The organism is Salinispira sp., from assembly GCF_059431795.1.
Genome location: NZ_JBXWXS010000033.1, coordinates 108,756 through 128,899, shown reverse-complemented (window position 1 = coordinate 128,899; position 20,144 = coordinate 108,756). Strand labels below are relative to the sequence as shown.

Below are 20,144 nucleotides of genomic sequence, written 5' to 3'. Positions count from 1 at the left end.
AAAGACTCTGATCACAATTCTTATCAGCTGCGTACTCCCAGCAGAGTGCTGAATTCTTCGAGAGCTGAATCCAGCTTCCCGTCTCCCAATACCTGTTTGGTGAGAATTTTCCCCAGCTGAACACCTTCCTGATCGAAGCTGTTCAGATTCCACACAAAGCCCTGAAACATCACTTTGTTCTCAAAGTGGGCAAGCAGAGCGCCCAGCACTCTGGGGGTCAGGGCCCGGCTGTAGAGCAGGCTGGAAGGACGCCCGCCGGGAAAGTTCTTATTGGGGTTATCGTCCTGTTTCCCTTTGGCAAAGGCGATGATCTGTGCCGCCAGGTTTGCGTTCAGTTTTTGTTGGCTGGTTGAGCCTTCCCAGGTCACGTCCAGACCGTCCTGGCTGTTCAGAAAACCGATGAATTGCAGGGGGATAATATCCGTTCCCTGGTGAAGGAGCTGGTAGAAGCTGTGCTGGCCGTTGGTTCCCGGCTCCCCGAAGATTACCGGTCCCGTTGGGTAGTGAATCTCCCCCCCGTCGCGGTTCACCTGTTTCCCGTTGCTCTCCATATCCATCTGCTGCAGATGGGCGGGAAAGCGGCTCATCGCTTGACTGTATGGAAGTACCGAGGTTGCGGGAAAACCCTGAAAATTCCGCTCCCAGACACCAATGAGAGCATCCAGCAATGCCGGGTTTTTCAGAATGTTTGGTTCCAGGGCACCTGTATCGGCAGCATGGGCTCCGTTCAGGAATTCCCGGAATACATCGGCGCCGAATGCCAGACTGAGGACGGCTCCGCCAACCGCGCTGGTGGAGCTGTAGCGCCCGCCGATAAAATCATCAATAAAAAACGAATCAAGATATTCATCGCTTTTTGCCAGGGGGCTGGTTTCGCTGGTTACGCAGATAATTTGTTTTCTCGGCAGCTTTACTCCCGCATGCTTCAGACGGTCCAGCACCAGTGCTTCATTGGTGAGGGTTTCCTGGGTTGTCCCGCTTTTGGATACCAGAATAAAGAGAGTGGTGGACGGATCAATCTCTCTGAGAATATCCGCTGCGTCATCGGGATCCACGTTTGAAATGAAGCGGGCACTCAGTTTTTCTCCCCGGCCGCGGAACGGGCTGCCGTTTCCTTCACTTGAGTTCACATGGTTTTTCAGGGCGAGATACATTGCTCTGGGGCCCAGATCCGAACCTCCGATTCCCACCTGAACAACCGTTGTGAAAGGTTTGCCGTTCTCTGCGGTGATAATTCCATCGTGAACGTTTTGGGCAAATTTGGCTATCCGGGTGGTTTGATCCCGGTAAAAGGCTCCCTGATTCCTGCCGTTATGGGTCACCTCGCCTGCAAGCTGGCCCCGGGTAAGGTGGTGGAGAACCCTGCGGTTCTCACCTCTGTTCATATATTCTCCGGAGGCTGTCGACTTGAATTTTTCTATTAGCTGCTGTTGATCGCTCAGCTCCTGCAGTACTGACAGAATCTGGTCATCCACCTGTTTGGCAGCATAGTTATAACTCAATGTTTCCTGCTCGCCCAGCTCATAGCTTGAGACACAAGATTTTACCCGTTCACCATCGAGAACGGCCGAAAGCGAAGGGGCCTGCAGCTTCCGGAGGGCGTCGAATGCTTTGGTTTCATCGAAATTTTGGAATTGAATTTCAGACATTTTATCTCCTCGTAGAAATCCCGGAGGGGATTACTTTGGGAATCAGAATATTCAAAACCCGGGGTTTTTACCAGTGCTTCTCCCCGTCGGGGCGGGCTGTGTATAAAAAACCGGAATTTCGGGAATATTTATGCCATTTTTTTGTATTTTTTTATGAATCTCTGAAGAATGCTCTTTACATTCACGAAGGCCTTGGCTATATTTACTACAAAATTGTAATAAACAAAGCCAAAGGCTACACAAAAGGAGTTTTTATGTCAGTCAAAGCAATTCTTGACATGATTCAAAAGGAAGGCATCGAATATCTGGATCTCCAGTTCGGTGATATGTTCGGTATGCTTCAGCACACCACCTTCGTTGCGAAGAATATGGATGAGGACCAGCTCACCGAAGGTATTCCTTTTGACGGTTCCAGCATTCGTGCATGGAAGAGCATCGATAAGTCCGACATGGTGTTTAAGCCGGACCTGGACTCCGCGTTCGTAGACCCCTTTCGTGAGCGCAAAACTCTTGTACTCTTTGGCGATATCTACGAACCCCGCACCGGTGAGCGATACGAACGTGCTCCCCGAAACATTGCCCATCGGGCCGTTGAATACATGAAGAGCCTGGGTATTGGTGATGACGTGTTCTTTGGTCCCGAACCCGAGTTCTTCATTTTTGATTCGGTGCGGATTGATAACTCTTCCAATGTGAGTTTCTTCGAAGTGGAAACCGGTGAAGGCCCCTGGACTTCCGGTAATGAGGGTGTGAACCTGGGACATAAGGTGCGTCACAAAATGGGGTATTTCCCTGCAACACCCCAGGATACCCTCATGGATTTGAGAAGCGACATTGTGAATCATATGGAAGATATGGGTATTACTGTGTTCCTGCACCACCATGAAGTGGCAACCGCCCAAGGTGAAATCGGCGTGAAGTTCGGCGACATCATCAAAGCCGGGGACATGGTACACAAGTATAAATATGCCGTGAAGAATACCGCATACCAGTACGGCAAGACTGCAACCTTCATGCCCAAACCTATGTTCGGCGACAACGGCTCAGGAATGCATGTGCACGCTTCCATCTGGAAGGACGGCAAGAATACCTTCGCCGGCGACGGATATGCGAACCTCAGCGAAACCGCGCTGTACGCCATCGGGGGGCTTCTGAAGCACGGCCGCTCCATCCAGGCGTTCACCAACCCCACCGGTAACAGTTACCGACGGCTGGTTCCCGGCTACGAAGCGCCGGTAAAGCTGGCGTATTCAGCAACCAACCGTTCAGCTGCGGTACGGATTCCCTATGTAACCGGCGATAAGGCCCGGCGCTTCGAGTTCCGCTGCGGCGATGCCTCAGGTTCGCCCTATCTTGCATTTGCAGCCATGACCATGGCGATGATTGACGGTATCAAAAATAAAATTGATCCCGGCTCCGCCCTGGATAAAAATATCTACGATCTGCCCGCGGAAGAAGCGGACGCTATTCCCTCCACCTGTGCTACTCAGGAAGAGGCAATTAAGGAAATGCTCGCCGATAAAGACTGGCTTACCGCCGGAGACGTGTTCGATGAGGATTTTATTAAGGCCTACACCGATTATCGCCTCCAGGAAGAAGTGGAAATCCAGAAGCTTCAGCCCACACCGGTTGAATTTGAACTGTATTACGACGTGTAAGATTCTTCATCGGGCCGGGATGTCATCCCGGCCGCCATTCTCCTCTCGGGTGCCGGCGGATATCTGCCGGCACCTTTTTCTGGAAAAATCTTCTTTTGACCTCTAAAACTCCCGGTTCCCGTAAATTCCTATCAGAGATTCTTTGTTCATCTCGAAAAGTGTTTGAGACTGATCATCTCACAGGATATAATTAACACGGGTTATGACCGAAACGGGATGAATGTTCTCCAAACCTGACTGCAGGTACCGGCATCAGGGGAGTTCACCAGAGCTGTCTTCACCGGTGGTCAGTACCCTGAGGAGACTGCCATGAACCGGAAACCAGGAAATCTACTTGTCATTGTACTGCTTTCGACCGCTCTGCTACTGTCCCTATCTGCCTGCAGTATTATTTTTAAGGACATCGTTACCAAACCGGAGATTACCACACATGAACTGGAGTATTATCTTGACACCACCACCAATACCGGGGGCTTTGACCAGATAACCATAACCTGGACCGAAGCTAAACGGGCGGGCTATTACGATGTCCAGCTAATCGATCGGGACAACAATATGGTCTGGTTTTTTGAAAGAACAGTGTACAACGATACCAGCTTTACCGATTACGGGACACAAATCGGTCCGGATAAATTTGTGCCCGGAAGAAGATATGGCTACAGTGTCCGGGGATATTCGGAACTCCTGGATGAAGCAGGCCAATGGTCCGAGTACTATGAAATTCAAATTCCTGCGTTTATGCCCCCATGGGAGGTAATTCCCGATATTGACACATCAGGTGAAATTACCCTGAGTTGGGCTGCTCAGGATCTTGAAGATCTAAGCTATGTAATCCGTAGAAGTGAAACCGGCCCGATGGGAAGTTTCAGTCTACTGGCGGAAGTGACCGCTAACAGCTACAGTGACGATTCCGTGAGTACCGGCGAATACTATTACTACCGGGTATCGGCCAAACATCCGAATTATGGTGAGACTCCCTATGTTTCCACGGAGGCTCCGGCACAGTGAGTCGGGTGCGAAAAAAAACCGGCGCTCCCGCGGGAGCTGCCGGCTTTCTCCAGATTTTTCGGGGATATTCACACGGGGTGCATTCCTTGGGAACAGCACCCATCACCTGCAGGCTATAACCTGAATCCCAAGGTAAAGCGGTTGTGTACGGTGCCGAAGCCGGGAATGTCATATGATCCGCCTCCGGGACCGTTATACTGGCTGTATCCACCGGTGAGTCCCGGTTCCAGCTCCAGATCAGCATTTACCCCCAGATAGAACCCCATTCCCAAAAATTGTACTCCCACTACGGCCTTCGCCGAGGGGTAGGTGTAGCGGTTTTCCGGATCGAAGATGCTCGCCAGCCGCTGGTTGGCATTGTCTCCCGTGCTGCCCCGCCGAAGGGATACTTCAAGGTCCGCATAGAGGGGCCGGAACTGAAGCCGGGTTCCCCAGCCGAAACCCATGGTGAGGTCTTCCAGCTGATCCACGCCGTTCACCGGAAGGATTCCGCCGTAGAGGGTGGTATAGAAGTTCCTGCTTCCGTTGGCAATTCCGATAAAGTGATGGCTGTCATTTTCCACCCACCAGCCCACATCATGAATACCTTTTTTTACCCAGCTGAACAGCCCAATGGGTATACCGTACAGGTCATTGGAGATATTGATTACCCCCAGCTGTACCCCATGCATCTTGCCCCGGGCTATGTTTAATACACCGATTTGGGCACCTGCTCCGTCTTCGGTTACATTGACCGTGGACATCTGAACACCATTGATTTGGCTGCTGGCATTAAAAACGCCGGCAATCTGTACGCCGTTCATCAGACCGGTAGAGTTAAACACCCCCGCTGCCTGGACGCCGTTCATTTGATGATCCGCAGTATTGAAAACCCCGGCAAGCTGGGCGCCGCTCAGGGGTTCATCTGCCACATTAAACACCCCGGCAAACTGGGCCGCATGGGAACGTTCCATGCTGGTATTGAATATCCCGGATGCCTGGACGCCGGTGATGCTTCCTTCGGCGCTGTTGAAAATGCCGGCTGATTGTACACCGGTAAAGTTCCGGTGGCTTACATTCCCAATCCCCGAACTGACCACACCGCTGCTGTTTTCATAGAGATCGGTAAAGATTCCTGCGGAGGCAAACCCTGACAGACCGCCCAGTTCCAGTATCAGGGGGCTGTAGGCGAAGGTGGTTTGAACCGATCTGCCTTCCGCAACGGGATATGAGATTCCGGGAACCGCACTGACATAGAACGGGTGGTAGTTCAGCACAACCTCCCCGGGTGAGGCAGCTTCTGTGCCCGGATTTTTTACAATTTCACCGGTGCTCTTGCTGCCGGTTTTCAATTTCGGGTCTGAATCCTGATCTGCAGGGTTTCCCCCGGTATCTTGTTCAGGCTCAGTATCGACTCCTTCGGTTTCCGAGAAGAAATCATCTTCATCGCTGAAAAAATCGTCTTCTTCGGTGAAGAAGTCATCCTCAACGGCGAAAAAGTCATCTTCCTGGGAGCTCTGCCCGCTGGAATCTGTGGATGTATCTGTGGATGTATCGGTGGATGTATCGGTAATTACGCTCTCTTCATCCATAAAGGGTTGGGACGGGCTGCCTCCCCTGCTGCGGTTTTGCTCCTGATCAATGGGGAAAAAATCGCCGGCCACTAAAAATTTCTGGCTTCTGTAGGAGAGGTTGAACGAGTAGTTCCAGGCAGATCCGCTGCTGTCGCTCAATTCAAGATGATAGATTCCCGGATCCAGGGCGATTTCAAGAATTTTGCCCCCGGGCTTATTAATCTCTGCTACGATATTCCTTCGGCCGTTCTTCACATACACTCTTCCGGCTATTGCCTCATCCAGCACTACGGAGCTGACCGGATTGCTGAGATCGGTGAGTACAAGATCGCCGGATCCGCTGAGATTTATGTTGTAACTGGGATGCTGAGGTCCCGAGAGGCTGCTGCTGGTCACCGAAAGGGTTTCGTTAAATGCATACTCATAAGCCTCATTGAGAGTTACTTTTCGGTCACCGGAATGATCGGCTGCACCCCGCAGAGCGGAGATCATGTAGTGGGTGAAAAACGAGGCCTCGATTCTATCCGATTCCTGAGCCAGCTCATCTGCGGAGCTTGAGGTGATAAACGCATGACCGCTCATGCTGGAACTGTCATCCAGGAGAAAGGGCTGGGTACGGACACCGCCTTTGGTGCGTGTGAAGGCCCCGGATGCACAGGAGTCCAGGATGGCAATGCTCACATCCGCATCCACACTTTTAATATTCTCGCGAAGTTCCTGGTACGCGAAGTGTTCATCACCTAAAAGCAGCCCGGTCTCGTCCGAGTGGCCTGAATAATAGAATACGAATTCCACCCGGCGTGAGTTTTCCCGGTTTTCATCGATAATCCGGCCCAGACGGTTGAAGGTCTGTTCCACATTTCGCTTCCCGGGATTCTCCAGCACCACACCGTCTCCAGGAAGGATCCCCCCCACTTCAGAAAGTACTCGGGATAGCTTGAGTGCGTCGCTCACAGCCCAGCGAAGTTCCTGACGGCTGCTGCCGCCGTCATTGGTTCCCACAAAAAGTCCGAAACGGCGGATAGGTCCGTCGGATGGGCCGGTATCACTCTGCTGGGTGAATGCCGGTACTGCGGTCAGCCAGAGGAGGCCGATCAGACCGATGAGAACCGCTTTGTTGAAGTTTTTCAATCGTACTCCGTGCTCTATAGCTGTTTTCATAACATCTCTCTTTTCATTCATTCCGGGAGCTTTCATGACGCTGCGGGGAGATTTTCCATTCTCCATGATATGAACGGTCATAAGGTTCTCCTCTTGTATTATCTGCCTGCGGGCTTAACCAGGTCGATGCGGTGTACGCTGAATTCATCGGGAAAATCAATTTCTCCACTCCGCGTCCACCGTGCAGATTTTAACTGGGGTGCGATGGATGCCAACAGGTCACCCACATCGAATGCCTCCTCGGAGCTCACAAAGAAAAATCTTTCAAATTGAGGGGCGTCATCTAGTCTGTATCCATATGGTAGATATACCTCATCATAGGGTTGTAATCGGGGAAGAATATCAGAATTTTCCGGAAAATGAAGGGTTATTACGTCCCGGGAATCAACCGAGATGATTGATCCATAGTTTTTCCCGGTGGCGAGATAGCTGATCTGAAGGTTATCTCCCTGGAATGTACGGTCTCCGTCTTCCAGAAGTTCCGCCTCCCCATCTCCCAGATCCCTGTAAATGAAGATCCGCGGCTCGAGACCCTTGGTCCGGATGCCGTCAGCCGCCTGGCTGCCCCCATCCATGGGGAGGGCGAAGCGGAAAACCAGACCCAAAACCAGCACAACCGGCAGGGCTGCCGCAAGCGCCGCACCCCAGCGCAGGCCGGTGAAAGGGTTGAAGGTACGGGTTTTTTCTTCCGGCTGCTCTGCTTGCGAGTTTTCACGAATATCCAGAACTCCTGAAGCAATTCTGTGAGATTCAACGGATGCTGCAAAGGCCCTGCGTCGGATTTCCCCAAGCTCTGCCTGGCTGTCGTGCTGCTGAAGAAAGTGCTTGTTGGATTCTTTCAGACGCTCCACCGCCTCAGCGAAGGCATGGGGAGAAAACCCCGGGCGGGCAGCCAGCTCCTGCCGGGTTTCTTCGCCGAGTTCATCCACGGCGGCCTGCTCCAAATATAAATCCTGTACCTGTGTAGAACTGTGTTTCATGTTTTCAAGCCTCCTTCAGGGCCTTGCCCCGGATCTGCAGTTTCCTCAGGCGTTTGCGGATACCTGAAACGGACATCCCCACCTGGGAAGCAGTTTCTTCCAGGGTGTATTTATCTACATAATGGAGCCACGCAATGATTCTGGTTTTATCATCATCAATTGCGAAGAGCCGCTCCAGGAAATGACGAGCCAAAACCGTTTCTCCGCTGGGATCTATCCATCCGGGGTCCTGATCCTCCACGGCCGGATGCTGCCGAAGTTTCTGAGACCTGAGGTAGTTCAGGCTCAGATTGGTTGCCATAGTGTAGAGAAGGCTGGACGGGCCCTTATGCTCCAGCCGTTTCTGAAAGCGCAGGAGGTTTACAAATACATCCTGCATAATATCCTGGGCGGCCTCTTCGTTTTTTACGATGCTGAGGCAGCGCCGGTACACCATAGGGGCGTATTTTCCATAGTACTGTTCAATATTGATATTCACTCTGCGCTCCTGCCTTGGTTCATTGACTATAACAGCCCTGGGCGGAAAATATGTTCCCATATTCTCCGTCTTGCCTCTATAATTCAGCTATGAGTCTTTTCAAAAAAATTGCCGAACATCGGATTATACCGGTACTGAATCTCTCGGAAGCCGACGACGCTCTCCGGTTCGCCCAGCTGCTGTTGGAGGAGGGGCTTCCTGTCATGGAGCTCACGTTTCGCAATCCCCGGGCCCCTGAGGTGATCCGTGCTGTCCGGGCCCGTTTCCCGGGTATAATTCTGGGCGCCGGTACGCTGAGACAGCCTCAGCAGCTTCAAGCTGCGGTGGATGCGGGAGTGGACTTTCTGGTTTCCCCCAGTGTGGTTCCCGGTGTTATCAGGATGTGGGACGGTATGCGAAGCGGGGGAGAACAGCCGCCCCCCTATATTCCGGGAATTTCTACGGTCCGGGAAGCGGAGGAGGCTCTTGAGTACGGGCTCAGCGTACTGAAATTTTTTCCAGCCTCTGTTTCCGGCGGTCCCGGCATGATCAGGGCCATGAAGGCAACTCATCCTGAAGTGGGTTTCGTCCCCACAGGCGGTATCAACCTGGAAAATCTTTCCAGCTATTTAGAGTTATCAAACGTGACTGCCTGCGGTGCAAGCTCTGTATTTAACCGCTCAGCGTTCGAATCAGGGGATGTTCAGGGGGTAAGGGAGCGAATACGGAGCTTTTTGAGCCGGGCAGCGTCATTCTCCCCGGATAAATCCTGAATACGTGGAATGAACCTCTCCGATGGCGGTTTTGAAGTAGCGAAAAAAGCGTTCAGGCTTCCATGAAGGTTTCAGGCAGAGTGCCAGTTTTGTCAGTTCCTGTGTCTGTTCAGACAGACTGTGGGCCTGTTTGTTGTTGCTCAGCTGAAGATAATGTTCGACTCTTCGGAAAAACGTGTAATATTCCGCGAGAGTATCACTGACGTTTCCTGAAATAAGTTCTGTGCGCTCAAGCAGCTGAAGACCTCTCAGACTGTTGCCGGTAAGTATTACCGGATATTCCCCGCTGTGAAGCATCTGCATTCCCTGTATGAAAAACTCAATATCCCTGATTCCCCCGTGGTCGTTTTTTACGTCAAATCCCGGGAGCAGGTCATCTCCGTTCTCAGCGGGATTCGAGCCGCTGCCCCCCACATGATGAGCGATGCTTTTTTTTCGCATTGAATCGATATTGCTTCTGGGGTCCTGTTCATCCCATACCCGGTCAAATTCCGGTTTCAACTCGGAGAGCAGACGTTCACCCAGAGCCAGGCTTCCCGCCACAGGTTTGAGTTTGATGAGAGCCTGAAATTCCCAGGGATCTGCATGCTTCCGGTAATATTCAAGGATGGCCGGCATTGAAGAGACCAGCGGTCCTGAGGCACCATATGGTCTCAGCCGCATATCGACCCGGTAGGCCTGTCCTTCCCGGGTGAAATCGTTCAGGCTCTTCACCATTGATTTGAATATGCCGGTGTACAATTTCAGCTCTTCATCCCGTTCACGGGAATCATCCGGCAGGTATACACAGAGAAGGTCAATATCCGAGCTGTAATTCAATTCCCATCCCCCCAGTTTCCCGAAGGCGAGTACCGATAACGAGGAGAGCATCTCTTTCAGCCGTGGGTCACCTCTGCCCCCTGGGGGGTGAATTTCCCGGAACGCCGCTTCTCTCAAGGCAATTTCGCAACAACTGCGGGCCAGAAAGGATATCTCCCCCATAATTTCTTCAATCTTTACCCCAAGGGCGATATCACGTACCCCGATGCGGAGAATTTCCTTTTTCCGCTGCCTCCGCAGCCGGTTCAGCCAGTCATGATGATCGGATGCGGCGAGGGCTTCCCTGCTCAGGTCTTCCTCCATCTCTATCTGATTCCTGGGCCGGCTCACAACTTCGGGGTCGGTGGCCCAGAAGAAGAAACCGGGGTTCTGAATCAGGGTGTCTGCCAGAAACTGGGAGCTGGCAAGCAGGCTGAAAAGAATATCCATCCGCTTGGGTTGACTGAGCAGCTGGGTGAAATGACGTTCCTGGCTCTTCAGCCTGGCGGTGAACTGCTCCCAGTTATTCAGGGCCATATCCGGGTCTGCACTTCTGGAGATTCTCTCCCAGGCAAGGATTGCCAGTCGTATGAAGTGTTCGCCGCTTACATCTCGCTGAGCGATATTCTGGATATTCACCATGGCTTTTTGGCCGTTCTGGAAGCCAGATATACGGAAAAACTCATCCATCTCTTCCGGATCCAGGCCGTCACTGATTACGATATCTACAATTGTGAGTTTCCGCCTTCCGGGAATGGCCTCCCGCCCAAGATGACGCTCGACGAACTGGCGCACACGGGCACTGTGGGTTTCAAAGTCTATGGTCAGCTGATCCGCTTCGCTCAGGCCCTCCCGGGTTTTGTACCCGATTCTCCGGGCCAGGTGGCGGTATTCACGGTCGTGATGGGGGGGGAGAAACAGGTCTTCGGCATTTCCCCTGAGCATCCGCAGCCCGTTAATCAGATTCCGGTGGAAACGGTAGGCTTGGATCATGGCTTCTGTCTCCGCATCATCGATGGTGCCCAGATTATGAAGGGATTTCAACGCGTCATGAATTCCCGGTCCCCTGAGAGACTCATGTTTTCTGCCGTGAATTACCTGAAGAATTTGAACATTATATTCAAGATCCACAAGGCCGCCGGGGCTGAACTTGGCGTTGATTCTCCCTTCCCTGAGTTTTTCCCTGAGCTGGAGCTGACGCAGATCCCGGAGCTCTGGTACAATAATCGCATCGCTTTCGTAGAGAATGTGATTTCTGATGCTCAGACATTCCCGGCCCAGGTCGGGACTCCCTCCCAGGTGCCGCATCCGCACCAGGGCGAGACGCTCTGCGCTGTGGGCTTTGCCCCCCGCCCGGAAGTACTCGCTGAACTTGTCCAGCTTTACAGCTACGGGACCGTCTTCCCCATGGGGGCGCAGACGAAGATCCACCTGGAATATGCCCTCTTTTTTCGCGCTGATCATGCCGCCGGCCCGCTTAAACATCTTCTCGAAAAAATCCCGGTTTGCAATGGACTTTTCCCCGTCACTGTGGCCGTTATCGGAGAACACAAACAACAGCTCCAGGTCGCTTGCGTACCCCAGGGCCTTGCCTCCCAGTTTTCCCAGGCCGAACACCGCCCATTCCGCCTCCAGGCCCCCGGCGCTCCGTGGAATTCCGTAGCGGCCGGTCATTTCAAGCCAAGCCAGTCTGCAGGCGGCCCGGACCACAGCTTCCGCAAGAGCGCTCAGTCTTCGTGAAAGAAAAAAGAAGTCCAGATCCCTGATGGTGATGTGATCCATGTCGATGAGGAAGCTTTCCCGGTTTTTAAACTCATTCAGGGCTGCGGTCATGGAGGAGATGTCCGGGGAATTTGCATCAGGACCCCGGGCTTCATCCAGTCTGTCACTGAGCCGTTTTTCAAGCTCCTCCTCCGCTGTGCTGAGCAGGTGACGTTTATCAAGATTCTTAAGCATGGGTACGATACTGTCCCGTTGAATCCTGATAAAATCTTCCCACAGAAAGTCACTGGTTCCCAGAAGCCGTGCCAGTTCACCGTGAAAACCGCTGGAAGCCAATAGCTCCCGGAAGTCCTCTGCTGCATCCAGCTGCTGAACGTCCTGAATGAGACTGTCAAAACGTTCCAGCGCTTTTGCCGGGTCAGGTGCCTTATCCAGGAAGTAGGTGAATTGCTTGGAAATAAGAATTGAAAGCTTGATTCGGTTCAGCACCCGCTCGCTTTTGATGGGTTTTCCCTTGCGGTCGGTGAATTCTATGATGTCCACCAGCCGTCCGTTGCGGGTTTCTATGTGTACATGCTCGATTCGCAGCCGGTGCAGGTTGAGGACCGTGCTCAGACTGTAGAGAAAAAAAGGCGTATCCGAAGATTTTACCTCAATTACCGTGGAGTGTTCCTTCTGAATAATCTTTAGATGAATGGGATTTAAAAGGGTTCCGTTTCCCGGAACGGAGTTTTGGATCCGTTGACTGACCAGCTCAATCACCCTCTGCTGAATTGATGCGGGCTGTACCGGATTTGCCCCCGGAGGGGCGGGGGACTCCAATAGCTGGTAAAATTCCCTAATGTGTTCTTCCACCCGGGCGACCCAGCCGTGCATCCCCCCATCTCCCTGGATGTTGCCGGAGAAGTGATCGATAATAATCCGTCTGCCGCCGATATTTCTGCTGGTGGCGATGGTGCCTTCCCTGATATTCATTCCGGCGGCGGCCAGTACTCCAACCAGGATGCTGAACAGCAAATCGTGGTCGAAACCGATGACGTAAAGGGAAATTTCTCTTCCCTCCATGGTGTCCTTTCTGTCAACGATGAAGTGAACCGGATGGTCTGTCTGAAGACTGCGCATACCCCGAATAATCCGTGGTAAATCTCTTCGGGGAAACCTTCGAATTCCGTCGCCCGGCAATGCATGAACCAGCCGTTCTACATCATGGGTTTCCAGTTCCGGGGATTTAGCGCAGATCTCCTGTATGAGATTGCTATTGCTTTCCTGCATATTCGGGCACATCCTGTCGGTTCAGGGTATGGAAGGGCATTTCCACCTCTCCCATTGTACATACCCGGTATTTCTTAATAAACCCGGCAGGACGGTAGGTCATTTTTGCCTGCCTGAGCCCTTCATTTCCAAGATCCTGTTCCCGGTTGATATACTTATAGCATTTGGGGAGGACGGCGGCGTATGCCCTGTTAATAAACTGATAAATCCCTTTGTATTCACCCAGCGCTTTTTCAATATGAATAACATAGGTACTTTTCTTGGATATTCCTTCGCCCATTGTGTATGCGGCGGGTTTTCCGTCAACATAGATCATGTAGCCGTTTAATTCCAGGAAGTCTTTCAGCTCAAGCGCTTCTTTGCTTGCCGTATAGTCTCCGTCCTCGTCACGGCCTTCCCGCCATTTTTCCAGCACCGCAAAGGCATCGTCCACATTGTCGTTGCACAGCGGACGCTCTTCATAGGAGTAATTATTAAGGAAGGCATTAATCTGATTCCGCTTCTTATGATATTTCTTCCCTTTCAGGGTGGCAAGATCTTCCCTGAGATAGAGGTAGTCAAAATTATCCCTGTCTTCGCATACGCTATAGCCCATCCCTTCAAGCCAAATCCGGGCTTCATCAGCCCGTTCCTCGTTCAGGTTCTTCATATAATCGGCTTCCGTGAGCAGTTGTCGCCGCAGTTTCATGTCATCGGGAAAGCCCATGGGGAGACTGTAAAAGGTTTTTCCGTCCTTTTTCCCCTTTATCAGCAGCTTTTCATCGGGAAGCCAGCTTAGTTCATATTCGTAATGATTCCGAAAGAGGTACAGACCGGTGAACGTGAACTCTGAAACCCCTCCGGCTTCATTATTGAGCCTGGGGTACAGTTCTTTTTTAAAATCCTTATGAATATTTGAAAATTCCGGATATTCTGGTATGTGTTGCATACCAGTAATATATGCGATTCTGAAGCTCCGGGCAAACACAAACATGTGTATATGCAAGAAGATTGCCCGGATACAGAGGAATTCGAGGAGAAAATATCATGCTGCAGAACATAGACCTGGATAGAGAATGGTTTGAAGAGCGCTTGTTGGAACGCTTTGTGCGTTACGCCAAGGTATACACCACCAGCGATCCACACGGAGAGGGTACGCCCAGCACTGAGCGTCAATGGGATCTGGCCCGGCTTTTGGAAAAAGAGCTGAAGGAGCTGGGAGTCAGAGAGGTTGAGCTTACCCAATATTGCAACCTGGTGGGACGCCTGCCCGCAAATATCAAAACGGAGGCTGCTCCGGTAATGTTTCTGGCCCATCTTGATACCGCCCCGGATTTCTCCGGCGAGAATGTAAATCCTCAGATTCACCGGAACTACGACGGCGGAGTAATACGCCTGAACGATGAGTATCAGCTGGATCCCCGGGAGAATCCCTTATTGGGAGACTACCTGGGGGATACGGTAATTACCACAGACGGGAATACCCTTTTGGGTGCCGATGATAAAGCCGGAATTGCGGAAATCATGACCGCCCTTGAGTATCTCATGGAGCATCCGGATATAAGCCACGGCGATGTTGAGGTGGTTTTCACACCGGACGAAGAGATCGGGAAGGGCACGGTGCAGTTTCCCGGGAATACGGTCCGTTCCCGGTTCGGCTTCACGCTGGACGGGGATACGGAAGGCAGTTACAACGCCCAGTGCTTCAACGCCTTTGCAATTGATCTTGAGTTTACCGGAGTCATGATTCACCCCGGCTATGCCAGGGGTGAAATGGTGAATGCCATTGCCATGGCATCCCATTTTGCAGCCATGCTTCCCGGCCAGGAAACTCCAGAGGCCACCGACGGAGATTTCGGTTTCTACGCCCTCAGGGAAATCAGCGGCACCATGGAGTCTGCAAAACTGGGAATTTTCATCAGGGATTTCAGTATGGATGAGATCCGGAGGCGGATCGCCTATCTTGAACAGCTAGCTAAAACTGTGGAAATGAAATTCCCCGGCAGTAAGGTGAAAATTGAGACAACCCAGCGCTATCTCAATTTAAAGCAGTTTCTTGAAGATTCTCCCTGGGTTTTGGAAACCCTGGAGGAGGCCATCCGCGATACCGGCATGGAACCGGTGCAGAAAAGCATCCGGGGAGGTACTGACGGTGCCCGTTTGTCCGAAATGGGATTTCCAACCCCTAATATATTCGCCGGAGGGCTGAATTTTCACAGCCGTTTTGAATGGGTGGGGCTGCGGGCAATGGTCCGGGCATCCAAGGTAGTGCTGAATATTATTCAGCGATGGTCGGCGTGAAGCCGGAACAAGATATTTAAGAAAGGGGAAACTGCAGCAGCGCAACCGGGGGGCGGGGCATCCGTCACCTCCGCAACTGCAGATGAAGATTAGATGAATAGCAGATATAGAACTGGCGGAACATCAGTGCGGCGGGGTATCCGCAGCCGCTGCTATTTAATCTGCTATTCAACATAGACCCGCCGCACCCGGGAAGTGATTCCGCAGGTAATTTCGTATGCGATGGTGCCCGCTTTGTCGGCCAGGGTTGAGGCGGTTTCCGCTCCAGGGGTATATCCGAAGAGCACCGCATCACTGTAACGCTTCACCGGGGTGCCGGGACCGCAGTCCGCCATACACTGATCCATGCAGATTCTGCCGACCTGGGGAAGTTCCCGCCCGTCAATCAGAATGGTGGCATTGTTGGAGACAATCCGCGGATACCCGTCCGCATAGCCTGCATTCACGGTGGCAATCCAGCTCTCCCGCCGACTTGTCCATGTGTGTCCGTAGGAGATGGATGTGCCCGGGGGGACGCTCTTTACGAAGCTTACCGGAGCCCGCAGTTCCATGACCGGTTTCAGTTCCATATTTCGACGCAAAAGCTCATGGGCAAAAGCCGAGTCCGGGACGTATCCATATGCTGCGATTCCCGGTCTCATCATATTGCTGCCGTCATTGTTGTGAAACAGAATTCCTCCCGAATTAGCGCCGTGAACAAATTCCACAGGCATACCCATAGTGTCCAGACGCTCTGCAGTTTCTTTCAGAATTTCCGCCTGCTTTGCTGCAAGACGGTCTTCAGGATTGTCGCTTAAGGGGAAGTGGGTGGCCAAACCGGCGAGACGGAATCCCGGGTGTTCTGCAATCGCCCGGGCCAGTTCCGGCACATCCTCCGGGGGGCATCCCAGCCTTCCCATTCCGGTATCGGTTTTAATATGGAGGGGTAAAACCGGAACCTCATCTCCAGAATCACCTTGGTTGAGCAGCCGCTCCCTGAAGTCACACAGGAGGCGGAAATATTCCAGGTCACTTACAAATGGTTCGATGTTTTCCCTGAATAGCACCTCCTCCTCACCGCAATCGGCGATGCTGAACAGGAAAATCCGTGAGCTGATGCCCGATTTCCGCAGCTCCACTGCTTCGGAAATCCTCGCAACTCCCAAATGCCGGATACCGCAGCTCTCCGCCTCCCGGGCAATCCGTGGGGCGCCGTGTCCGTATGCGTTGGCCTTAACTGCCAGGCAGAGGGGTCTGGAGCCCGCCTGGGCCTGCAGGAGTGAAATATTATGCCGGAAATTTGAAAGATTGATGATTGCCCTGGTCTGTGTCATACCGTTCAGTGTATCGTTCCAGAAGACTGCCTGCAATATGAAACCGGCAATGCAGGAGTTTCTTATACCGCCCCGAAGAGTGCATGGATTAATTGTGTTCCGGGTTATATTTTATATATATAGTACTGTTGTACCTTACGGGAAAGGATATGAATCATGCCAGTTAATCACACCAGCGTGTTAATTGTAGAAGATGAAGCGATTAATGCCATGCTGATACAACTTGAATTAAAAAAGGCGGGTATACCTGTGTGCGGTGTAGCGTCTTCAGGAAGGAAGGCCATCGAGATTGCCGCCGAAAACAAGCCGGGGATTATTATCATGGATATACGCCTTTCCGGGAGCCTGGACGGTCTTGAAACAGCAGAAAAACTGAGCATCGAATACCCAGCCCAGTTTATATTTATCAGCGGGTACGACCTCTCCGGCATGCTTCCCAGAATTCATAGTATGAATACGTTAGCGGTCTGTGAGAAGCCGATTCATATGAAAAAAATTATCCGCTATATCAATGAAGCTGTATAGAACGGATAAATTCCCGAAGTGCTATATCCTTGAGCTGTATGCGGTTATTGGAAATCTAATTGAACAGCGGTACCCCGGACCATCTTCTATGGTAAAATTTCCATTGAGCTGAAATTCGGCGATACTTTTCACAAGTTCAAGGCCGAGTGTATTTTCTCCAGCTTTGGCTTCGGTCTTATTAAGTCCCCTTCCATTGTCTGAATATCTGATTAATATGTTTGCGTTCTGGGTAATTTGTGCATCAATACGGATCTCCGGCTGTTCTCCTGCATCCGAATCTGGGGTGAAATCAAAAGCGTATTTCATCGAATTGGTTATGAGCTCATTGAGAATAATCCCGCATGGCACTGCATAGTCGATAAGAAGTCGGATCTCTCCGCAATTAACAGTATGGGAAATGTGTGGAGAACCCGGAGCGAATGTCCGGATTAAAATATCACTGAGTTCCTCTATGTATTCTTGAAGCCGAATATTTGACAAATCTGCTGATTGGTATAGCTTTTGGTGGACCAGTGCAATGGCATAAATTTTGGATGCTATGCGATCCAGAATCTCCTGGGTGCTGTAAGTATGATGATCATTAGCATAGAGTTTCATCAGGCCGAGAATGACCTGCATATTATTTTTTGTTCTGTGGTAGAGTTCCCTGAGAAGTGTGTCTTTCTCTCCTATTGACTGTTTCAGCTGTTCTTCTCTTTCTGCTACCTTCTGAACCATGTTTCCGAAATTTTTCGAGAGCAGTTCAAATTCCACATACTGGGATGAAGCAGCCTCCTGGTAATATCCGTCGCTTGCAAGCTGAATTGCATTCATTAAATCATGCAAATTTTTAAATGCCCGATTCATGTATCTGTACATAATGGCGCTTAGCAATACCAATGCAAAAATCAGGCTCGATAGGTGCACATATTCCAATGTTCTGATTTGGCCGTATATTGCGTCGTACGGACGGAAAACTGTTATAAGAAACCCGCTGTGGGCTGCCTCCTGAATGCTGATAAGCCACTTCGAGCCATTGTATGGTTCAATAAAAAGACCGAACTCACCATTAATTGCTCTTTTCACGCTGTCTAAATTTCTGAGGTTTTCGGATTGTATGGCAATACGTGAATTATTATGTGCAACGATGCTTCCGTTCCGTTCAAGAATAGCCACAAATGAATCGGGGTTTGAAAAATCAACAGAAACAAAATCGCTGAGTTCTTGAAGATTATAATAGGCCGCCACAAGCCCCAAGTTGCTTTGGATGGAAAGAGCAATTGTGGGATATCCGTTGCGGATATTTATAAAGGAATTGGACCAATGGACGTCTCCATGCCTGGAAGCACGAGAAAAAAAGTTTTGGTTTGAAAGGTCGATGTTTTTAATATCTGGATCATACGGCCATGTGTTTAATACGATGCCGTTTTCATCAAGCAGGTAAAATGAATCGAATCCGTCAATGAGATGAACCACATCCAGAATGAAACAATTCTCATCCTCGACTTCAGGGGTCGCATGATACTCCTCGATATGATCCCGCACTTTAATTAAGTGCTGCTCCGGTTCATGAAAAAAATTATCCACACTCTGAGATAAAACAGACATCATGTTCTGTATTTGGCTGGTAATATTTTTCCGGTAGTTTTGATGGGTTATCACCGAGGCGGTGGTTGAACCTACCATAATAAAAACGACGAAGCCGAAGAAGAGTGAGCTCATATGTCTGCTGAATTGCCTTTTTCCAGTTTGCATCTCTATCACCATACTAATAGACTGAAAGCGGATTAACAATTTTTTAAGGATATGATCGTGGCTAAAATTCGGAGCTGCCAAGTTTTATCGCTGATTGCATCGCTGTTTGTGTTTTTTCTGACATCATGCAACGGAATACAGTCGGTGGATGTTGGGTACGTAGGCAGTATTACCGGCATATATTCTCCCCTATTAATCACATCACGGAATGGTGCACTCCTTGCTGTTGAAGAAATGAGGGAATCAGGTGTAGTGGACTTCAATCTGGTGGTGAGAGACAATGAGAGCAACTGGAAGCACATGCCTGAAATTATCAATGATTTTTTCGATCAGAATATCTCTCTGATCTTTGCGGCTGTAACCAGCAGATCATGGCTGGCCGCGCAGGGAGCGGTTTCTGGAAGAGATGGTCTGTTCATATCTCCAAGTGTATCCTCCGATACTGTTTATGGAATTGATGATAATTTTATTCGTACCGCCCTAACCTCAAGGCAGTACGGGTTCCGTCTCGGAACCCACGCAGCAGAGGTCAACGGTTCCAGGATTTGCTTCATAACAGATGACAACAACAGGGATTATTCAGATTCCCTGATTAAGGGGTTTCAAGAAGGCTTTGGCCCAATTGACCAGGCTGAGTTCTACAGAGTCGGCATGCCAGCTGATACCCAGCGTGTGTATCGTACAATTGCCGGAAAAGTCAGGGAGACAAATTCGGATGTAATTGTTTTTATTATGAGTCCTCTGGATGCGGCAGTGTTGCTCCAACATCTGGATGAAGAAAAATATTTGCGGCTCCTCTCCCCCTGGTCTGTGTCTCCTGAATTGGTGGAAAACGGAGGTGAGTCGATAAACGGCAGCCGGTTTTTTCTCCCCGAAGGAAGTCCTCTCTCGGAGAATCCTGCATACATGAATTTCTCCCTCAGATACACTGAGCGGTTCGGGGAAGAACCCACATATCAGGCACTTGTAAGCTACGATACCATGAAGATTCTCGGTGAAGCGGTGAATCGGGCAGATTCAATTGATCCGGCTGATTTGAAACGCTACATTCTGGACACCCGACTGTTTCAGGGAGAGCTTTTGCAATACGTTATCGATGATAACGGGGATTGCAGTTATGGCCTCAATGCATATAAATATGAAAACGGCGAAATTACTCCGCTGAACACCACATCTCCCTGAAGCCGTTTTCTGGATTCAACGAATTGTTGGGCTCTTTGGCTTTTTGCTGTATCCGTGCTATATTATAGTTGGAAAAACA

14 protein-coding genes are annotated in these 20,144 nt (G+C 50.8%); 6 read left to right on the top strand and 8 right to left on the bottom strand.

Annotated elements, in window-relative coordinates; translation table 11 throughout:
- Positions 1 to 23: 23 nt before the first annotated feature.
- Positions 24 to 1,649, bottom strand: a complete 1,626-nt coding sequence (locus tag AC52PS_RS11735; RefSeq protein WP_495563258.1) for a glucose-6-phosphate isomerase — start codon at positions 1,647 to 1,649, stop codon at positions 24 to 26.
- Positions 1,650 to 1,903: 254 nt separating this feature from the next.
- On the opposite strand from AC52PS_RS11735, the gene glnA reads away from it, so the two are divergent.
- A complete protein-coding gene (gene glnA, locus AC52PS_RS11730; protein ID WP_495563257.1) occupies positions 1,904 to 3,307 on the top strand; it encodes a type I glutamate--ammonia ligase in 1,404 nt (467 codons plus the stop codon).
- A 309-nt stretch (positions 3,308 to 3,616) separates the two neighbouring features.
- Complete coding sequence (locus AC52PS_RS11725; protein ID WP_495563256.1) at positions 3,617 to 4,315, top strand: hypothetical protein; 699 nt, start codon at positions 3,617 to 3,619, stop codon at positions 4,313 to 4,315.
- A 113-nt stretch (positions 4,316 to 4,428) separates the two neighbouring features.
- On the opposite strand, the gene AC52PS_RS11720 is transcribed toward AC52PS_RS11725, so the two are convergent.
- From AC52PS_RS11720 to AC52PS_RS11710, 3 genes are read right to left on the bottom strand one after another with little or no spacing between them, the layout of a single operon-like run.
- Entirely contained in the window at positions 4,429 to 7,110 is a 2,682-nt protein-coding gene (locus AC52PS_RS11720) for a caspase family protein (RefSeq protein ID WP_495563255.1), read from the bottom strand.
- A gap of 17 nt (positions 7,111 to 7,127) precedes the next feature.
- The gene (locus AC52PS_RS11715; protein ID WP_495563254.1) at positions 7,128 to 8,009 is read right to left on the bottom strand and encodes a hypothetical protein; all 882 of its coding nucleotides are present in this window, start codon (positions 8,007 to 8,009) and stop codon (positions 7,128 to 7,130) included.
- Between the two features lie 4 nt (positions 8,010 to 8,013).
- Positions 8,014 to 8,487 (bottom strand): RNA polymerase sigma factor, encoded by a 474-nt coding sequence (locus AC52PS_RS11710; RefSeq protein WP_495563253.1) that lies wholly within the window; start codon positions 8,485 to 8,487, stop codon positions 8,014 to 8,016.
- Positions 8,488 to 8,576: 89 nt separating this feature from the next.
- Here AC52PS_RS11710 and AC52PS_RS11705 point away from each other — a divergent pair, with 89 nt between their 5' ends.
- The gene (locus tag AC52PS_RS11705; RefSeq protein ID WP_495563252.1) at positions 8,577 to 9,239 is read left to right on the top strand and encodes a bifunctional 4-hydroxy-2-oxoglutarate aldolase/2-dehydro-3-deoxy-phosphogluconate aldolase; all 663 of its coding nucleotides are present in this window, start codon (positions 8,577 to 8,579) and stop codon (positions 9,237 to 9,239) included.
- Here the strand turns inward: AC52PS_RS11705 and AC52PS_RS11700 are convergent.
- Both AC52PS_RS11700 and AC52PS_RS11695 read right to left on the bottom strand, forming a co-directional pair.
- Positions 9,216 to 13,031: a [protein-PII] uridylyltransferase family protein gene (locus AC52PS_RS11700; RefSeq protein WP_495563251.1), complete on the bottom strand. Its 3,816-nt coding sequence runs from the start codon at positions 13,029 to 13,031 to the stop codon at positions 9,216 to 9,218. The two genes, AC52PS_RS11705 and AC52PS_RS11700, sit on opposite strands and share 24 nt — an antisense overlap.
- On the bottom strand, positions 13,015 to 13,959 hold the full coding sequence (locus AC52PS_RS11695; RefSeq protein WP_495563250.1) for a DUF2156 domain-containing protein: 945 nt from the start codon (positions 13,957 to 13,959) through the stop codon (positions 13,015 to 13,017). Before AC52PS_RS11695 ends, AC52PS_RS11700 begins: the two co-directional genes overlap by 17 nt.
- Positions 13,960 to 14,057: 98 nt before the next feature.
- On the opposite strand from AC52PS_RS11695, the gene pepT reads away from it, so the two are divergent.
- A complete protein-coding gene (gene pepT / locus AC52PS_RS11690; RefSeq protein WP_495563249.1) occupies positions 14,058 to 15,311 on the top strand; it encodes a peptidase T in 1,254 nt (417 codons plus the stop codon).
- A 164-nt stretch (positions 15,312 to 15,475) separates the two neighbouring features.
- Here the strand turns inward: pepT and alr are convergent, their stop codons facing one another.
- Positions 15,476 to 16,624 (bottom strand): alanine racemase, encoded by a 1,149-nt coding sequence (gene alr, locus AC52PS_RS11685; RefSeq protein ID WP_495563248.1) that lies wholly within the window; start codon positions 16,622 to 16,624, stop codon positions 15,476 to 15,478.
- Positions 16,625 to 16,780: 156 nt separating this feature from the next.
- On the opposite strand from alr, the gene AC52PS_RS11680 reads away from it, so the two are divergent.
- Complete coding sequence (locus AC52PS_RS11680) at positions 16,781 to 17,149, top strand: response regulator (protein WP_495563247.1); 369 nt, start codon at positions 16,781 to 16,783, stop codon at positions 17,147 to 17,149.
- Positions 17,150 to 17,170: 21 nt separating this feature from the next.
- Here AC52PS_RS11680 and AC52PS_RS11675 read toward each other — a convergent pair whose 3' ends face one another.
- Positions 17,171 to 18,883 (bottom strand): sensor histidine kinase, encoded by a 1,713-nt coding sequence (locus tag AC52PS_RS11675; RefSeq protein WP_495563246.1) that lies wholly within the window; start codon positions 18,881 to 18,883, stop codon positions 17,171 to 17,173.
- 57 nt (positions 18,884 to 18,940) lie between these two features.
- On the opposite strand from AC52PS_RS11675, the gene AC52PS_RS11670 reads away from it, so the two are divergent.
- The gene (locus tag AC52PS_RS11670) at positions 18,941 to 20,065 is read left to right on the top strand and encodes an ABC transporter substrate-binding protein (RefSeq protein ID WP_495563245.1); all 1,125 of its coding nucleotides are present in this window, start codon (positions 18,941 to 18,943) and stop codon (positions 20,063 to 20,065) included.
- Positions 20,066 to 20,144 lie beyond the last annotated feature (79 nt).

What these genes read in the sequence shown, in the direction of transcription:
- AC52PS_RS11695 (WP_495563250.1), bottom strand. Translation starts at nt 13,959, where the DNA reads ATGCAACACATACCAGAATATCCGGAATTTTCAAATATTCATAAGGAT.
- glnA (WP_495563257.1), top strand. Translation starts at nt 1,904, where the DNA reads ATGTCAGTCAAAGCAATTCTTGACATGATTCAAAAGGAAGGCATCGAA.
- AC52PS_RS11675 (WP_495563246.1), bottom strand. Translation starts at nt 18,883, where the DNA reads ATGCAAACTGGAAAAAGGCAATTCAGCAGACATATGAGCTCACTCTTC.
- AC52PS_RS11725 (WP_495563256.1), top strand. Translation starts at nt 3,617, where the DNA reads ATGAACCGGAAACCAGGAAATCTACTTGTCATTGTACTGCTTTCGACC.
- AC52PS_RS11705 (WP_495563252.1), top strand. Translation starts at nt 8,577, where the DNA reads ATGAGTCTTTTCAAAAAAATTGCCGAACATCGGATTATACCGGTACTG.
- AC52PS_RS11735 (WP_495563258.1), bottom strand. Translation starts at nt 1,649, where the DNA reads ATGTCTGAAATTCAATTCCAAAATTTCGATGAAACCAAAGCATTCGAC.
- AC52PS_RS11720 (WP_495563255.1), bottom strand. Translation starts at nt 7,110, where the DNA reads ATGACCGTTCATATCATGGAGAATGGAAAATCTCCCCGCAGCGTCATG.
- AC52PS_RS11680 (WP_495563247.1), top strand. Translation starts at nt 16,781, where the DNA reads ATGCCAGTTAATCACACCAGCGTGTTAATTGTAGAAGATGAAGCGATT.
- AC52PS_RS11715 (WP_495563254.1), bottom strand. Translation starts at nt 8,009, where the DNA reads ATGAAACACAGTTCTACACAGGTACAGGATTTATATTTGGAGCAGGCC.
- AC52PS_RS11700 (WP_495563251.1), bottom strand. Translation starts at nt 13,031, where the DNA reads ATGCAGGAAAGCAATAGCAATCTCATACAGGAGATCTGCGCTAAATCC.
- pepT (WP_495563249.1), top strand. Translation starts at nt 14,058, where the DNA reads ATGCTGCAGAACATAGACCTGGATAGAGAATGGTTTGAAGAGCGCTTG.
- alr (WP_495563248.1), bottom strand. Translation starts at nt 16,624, where the DNA reads ATGACACAGACCAGGGCAATCATCAATCTTTCAAATTTCCGGCATAAT.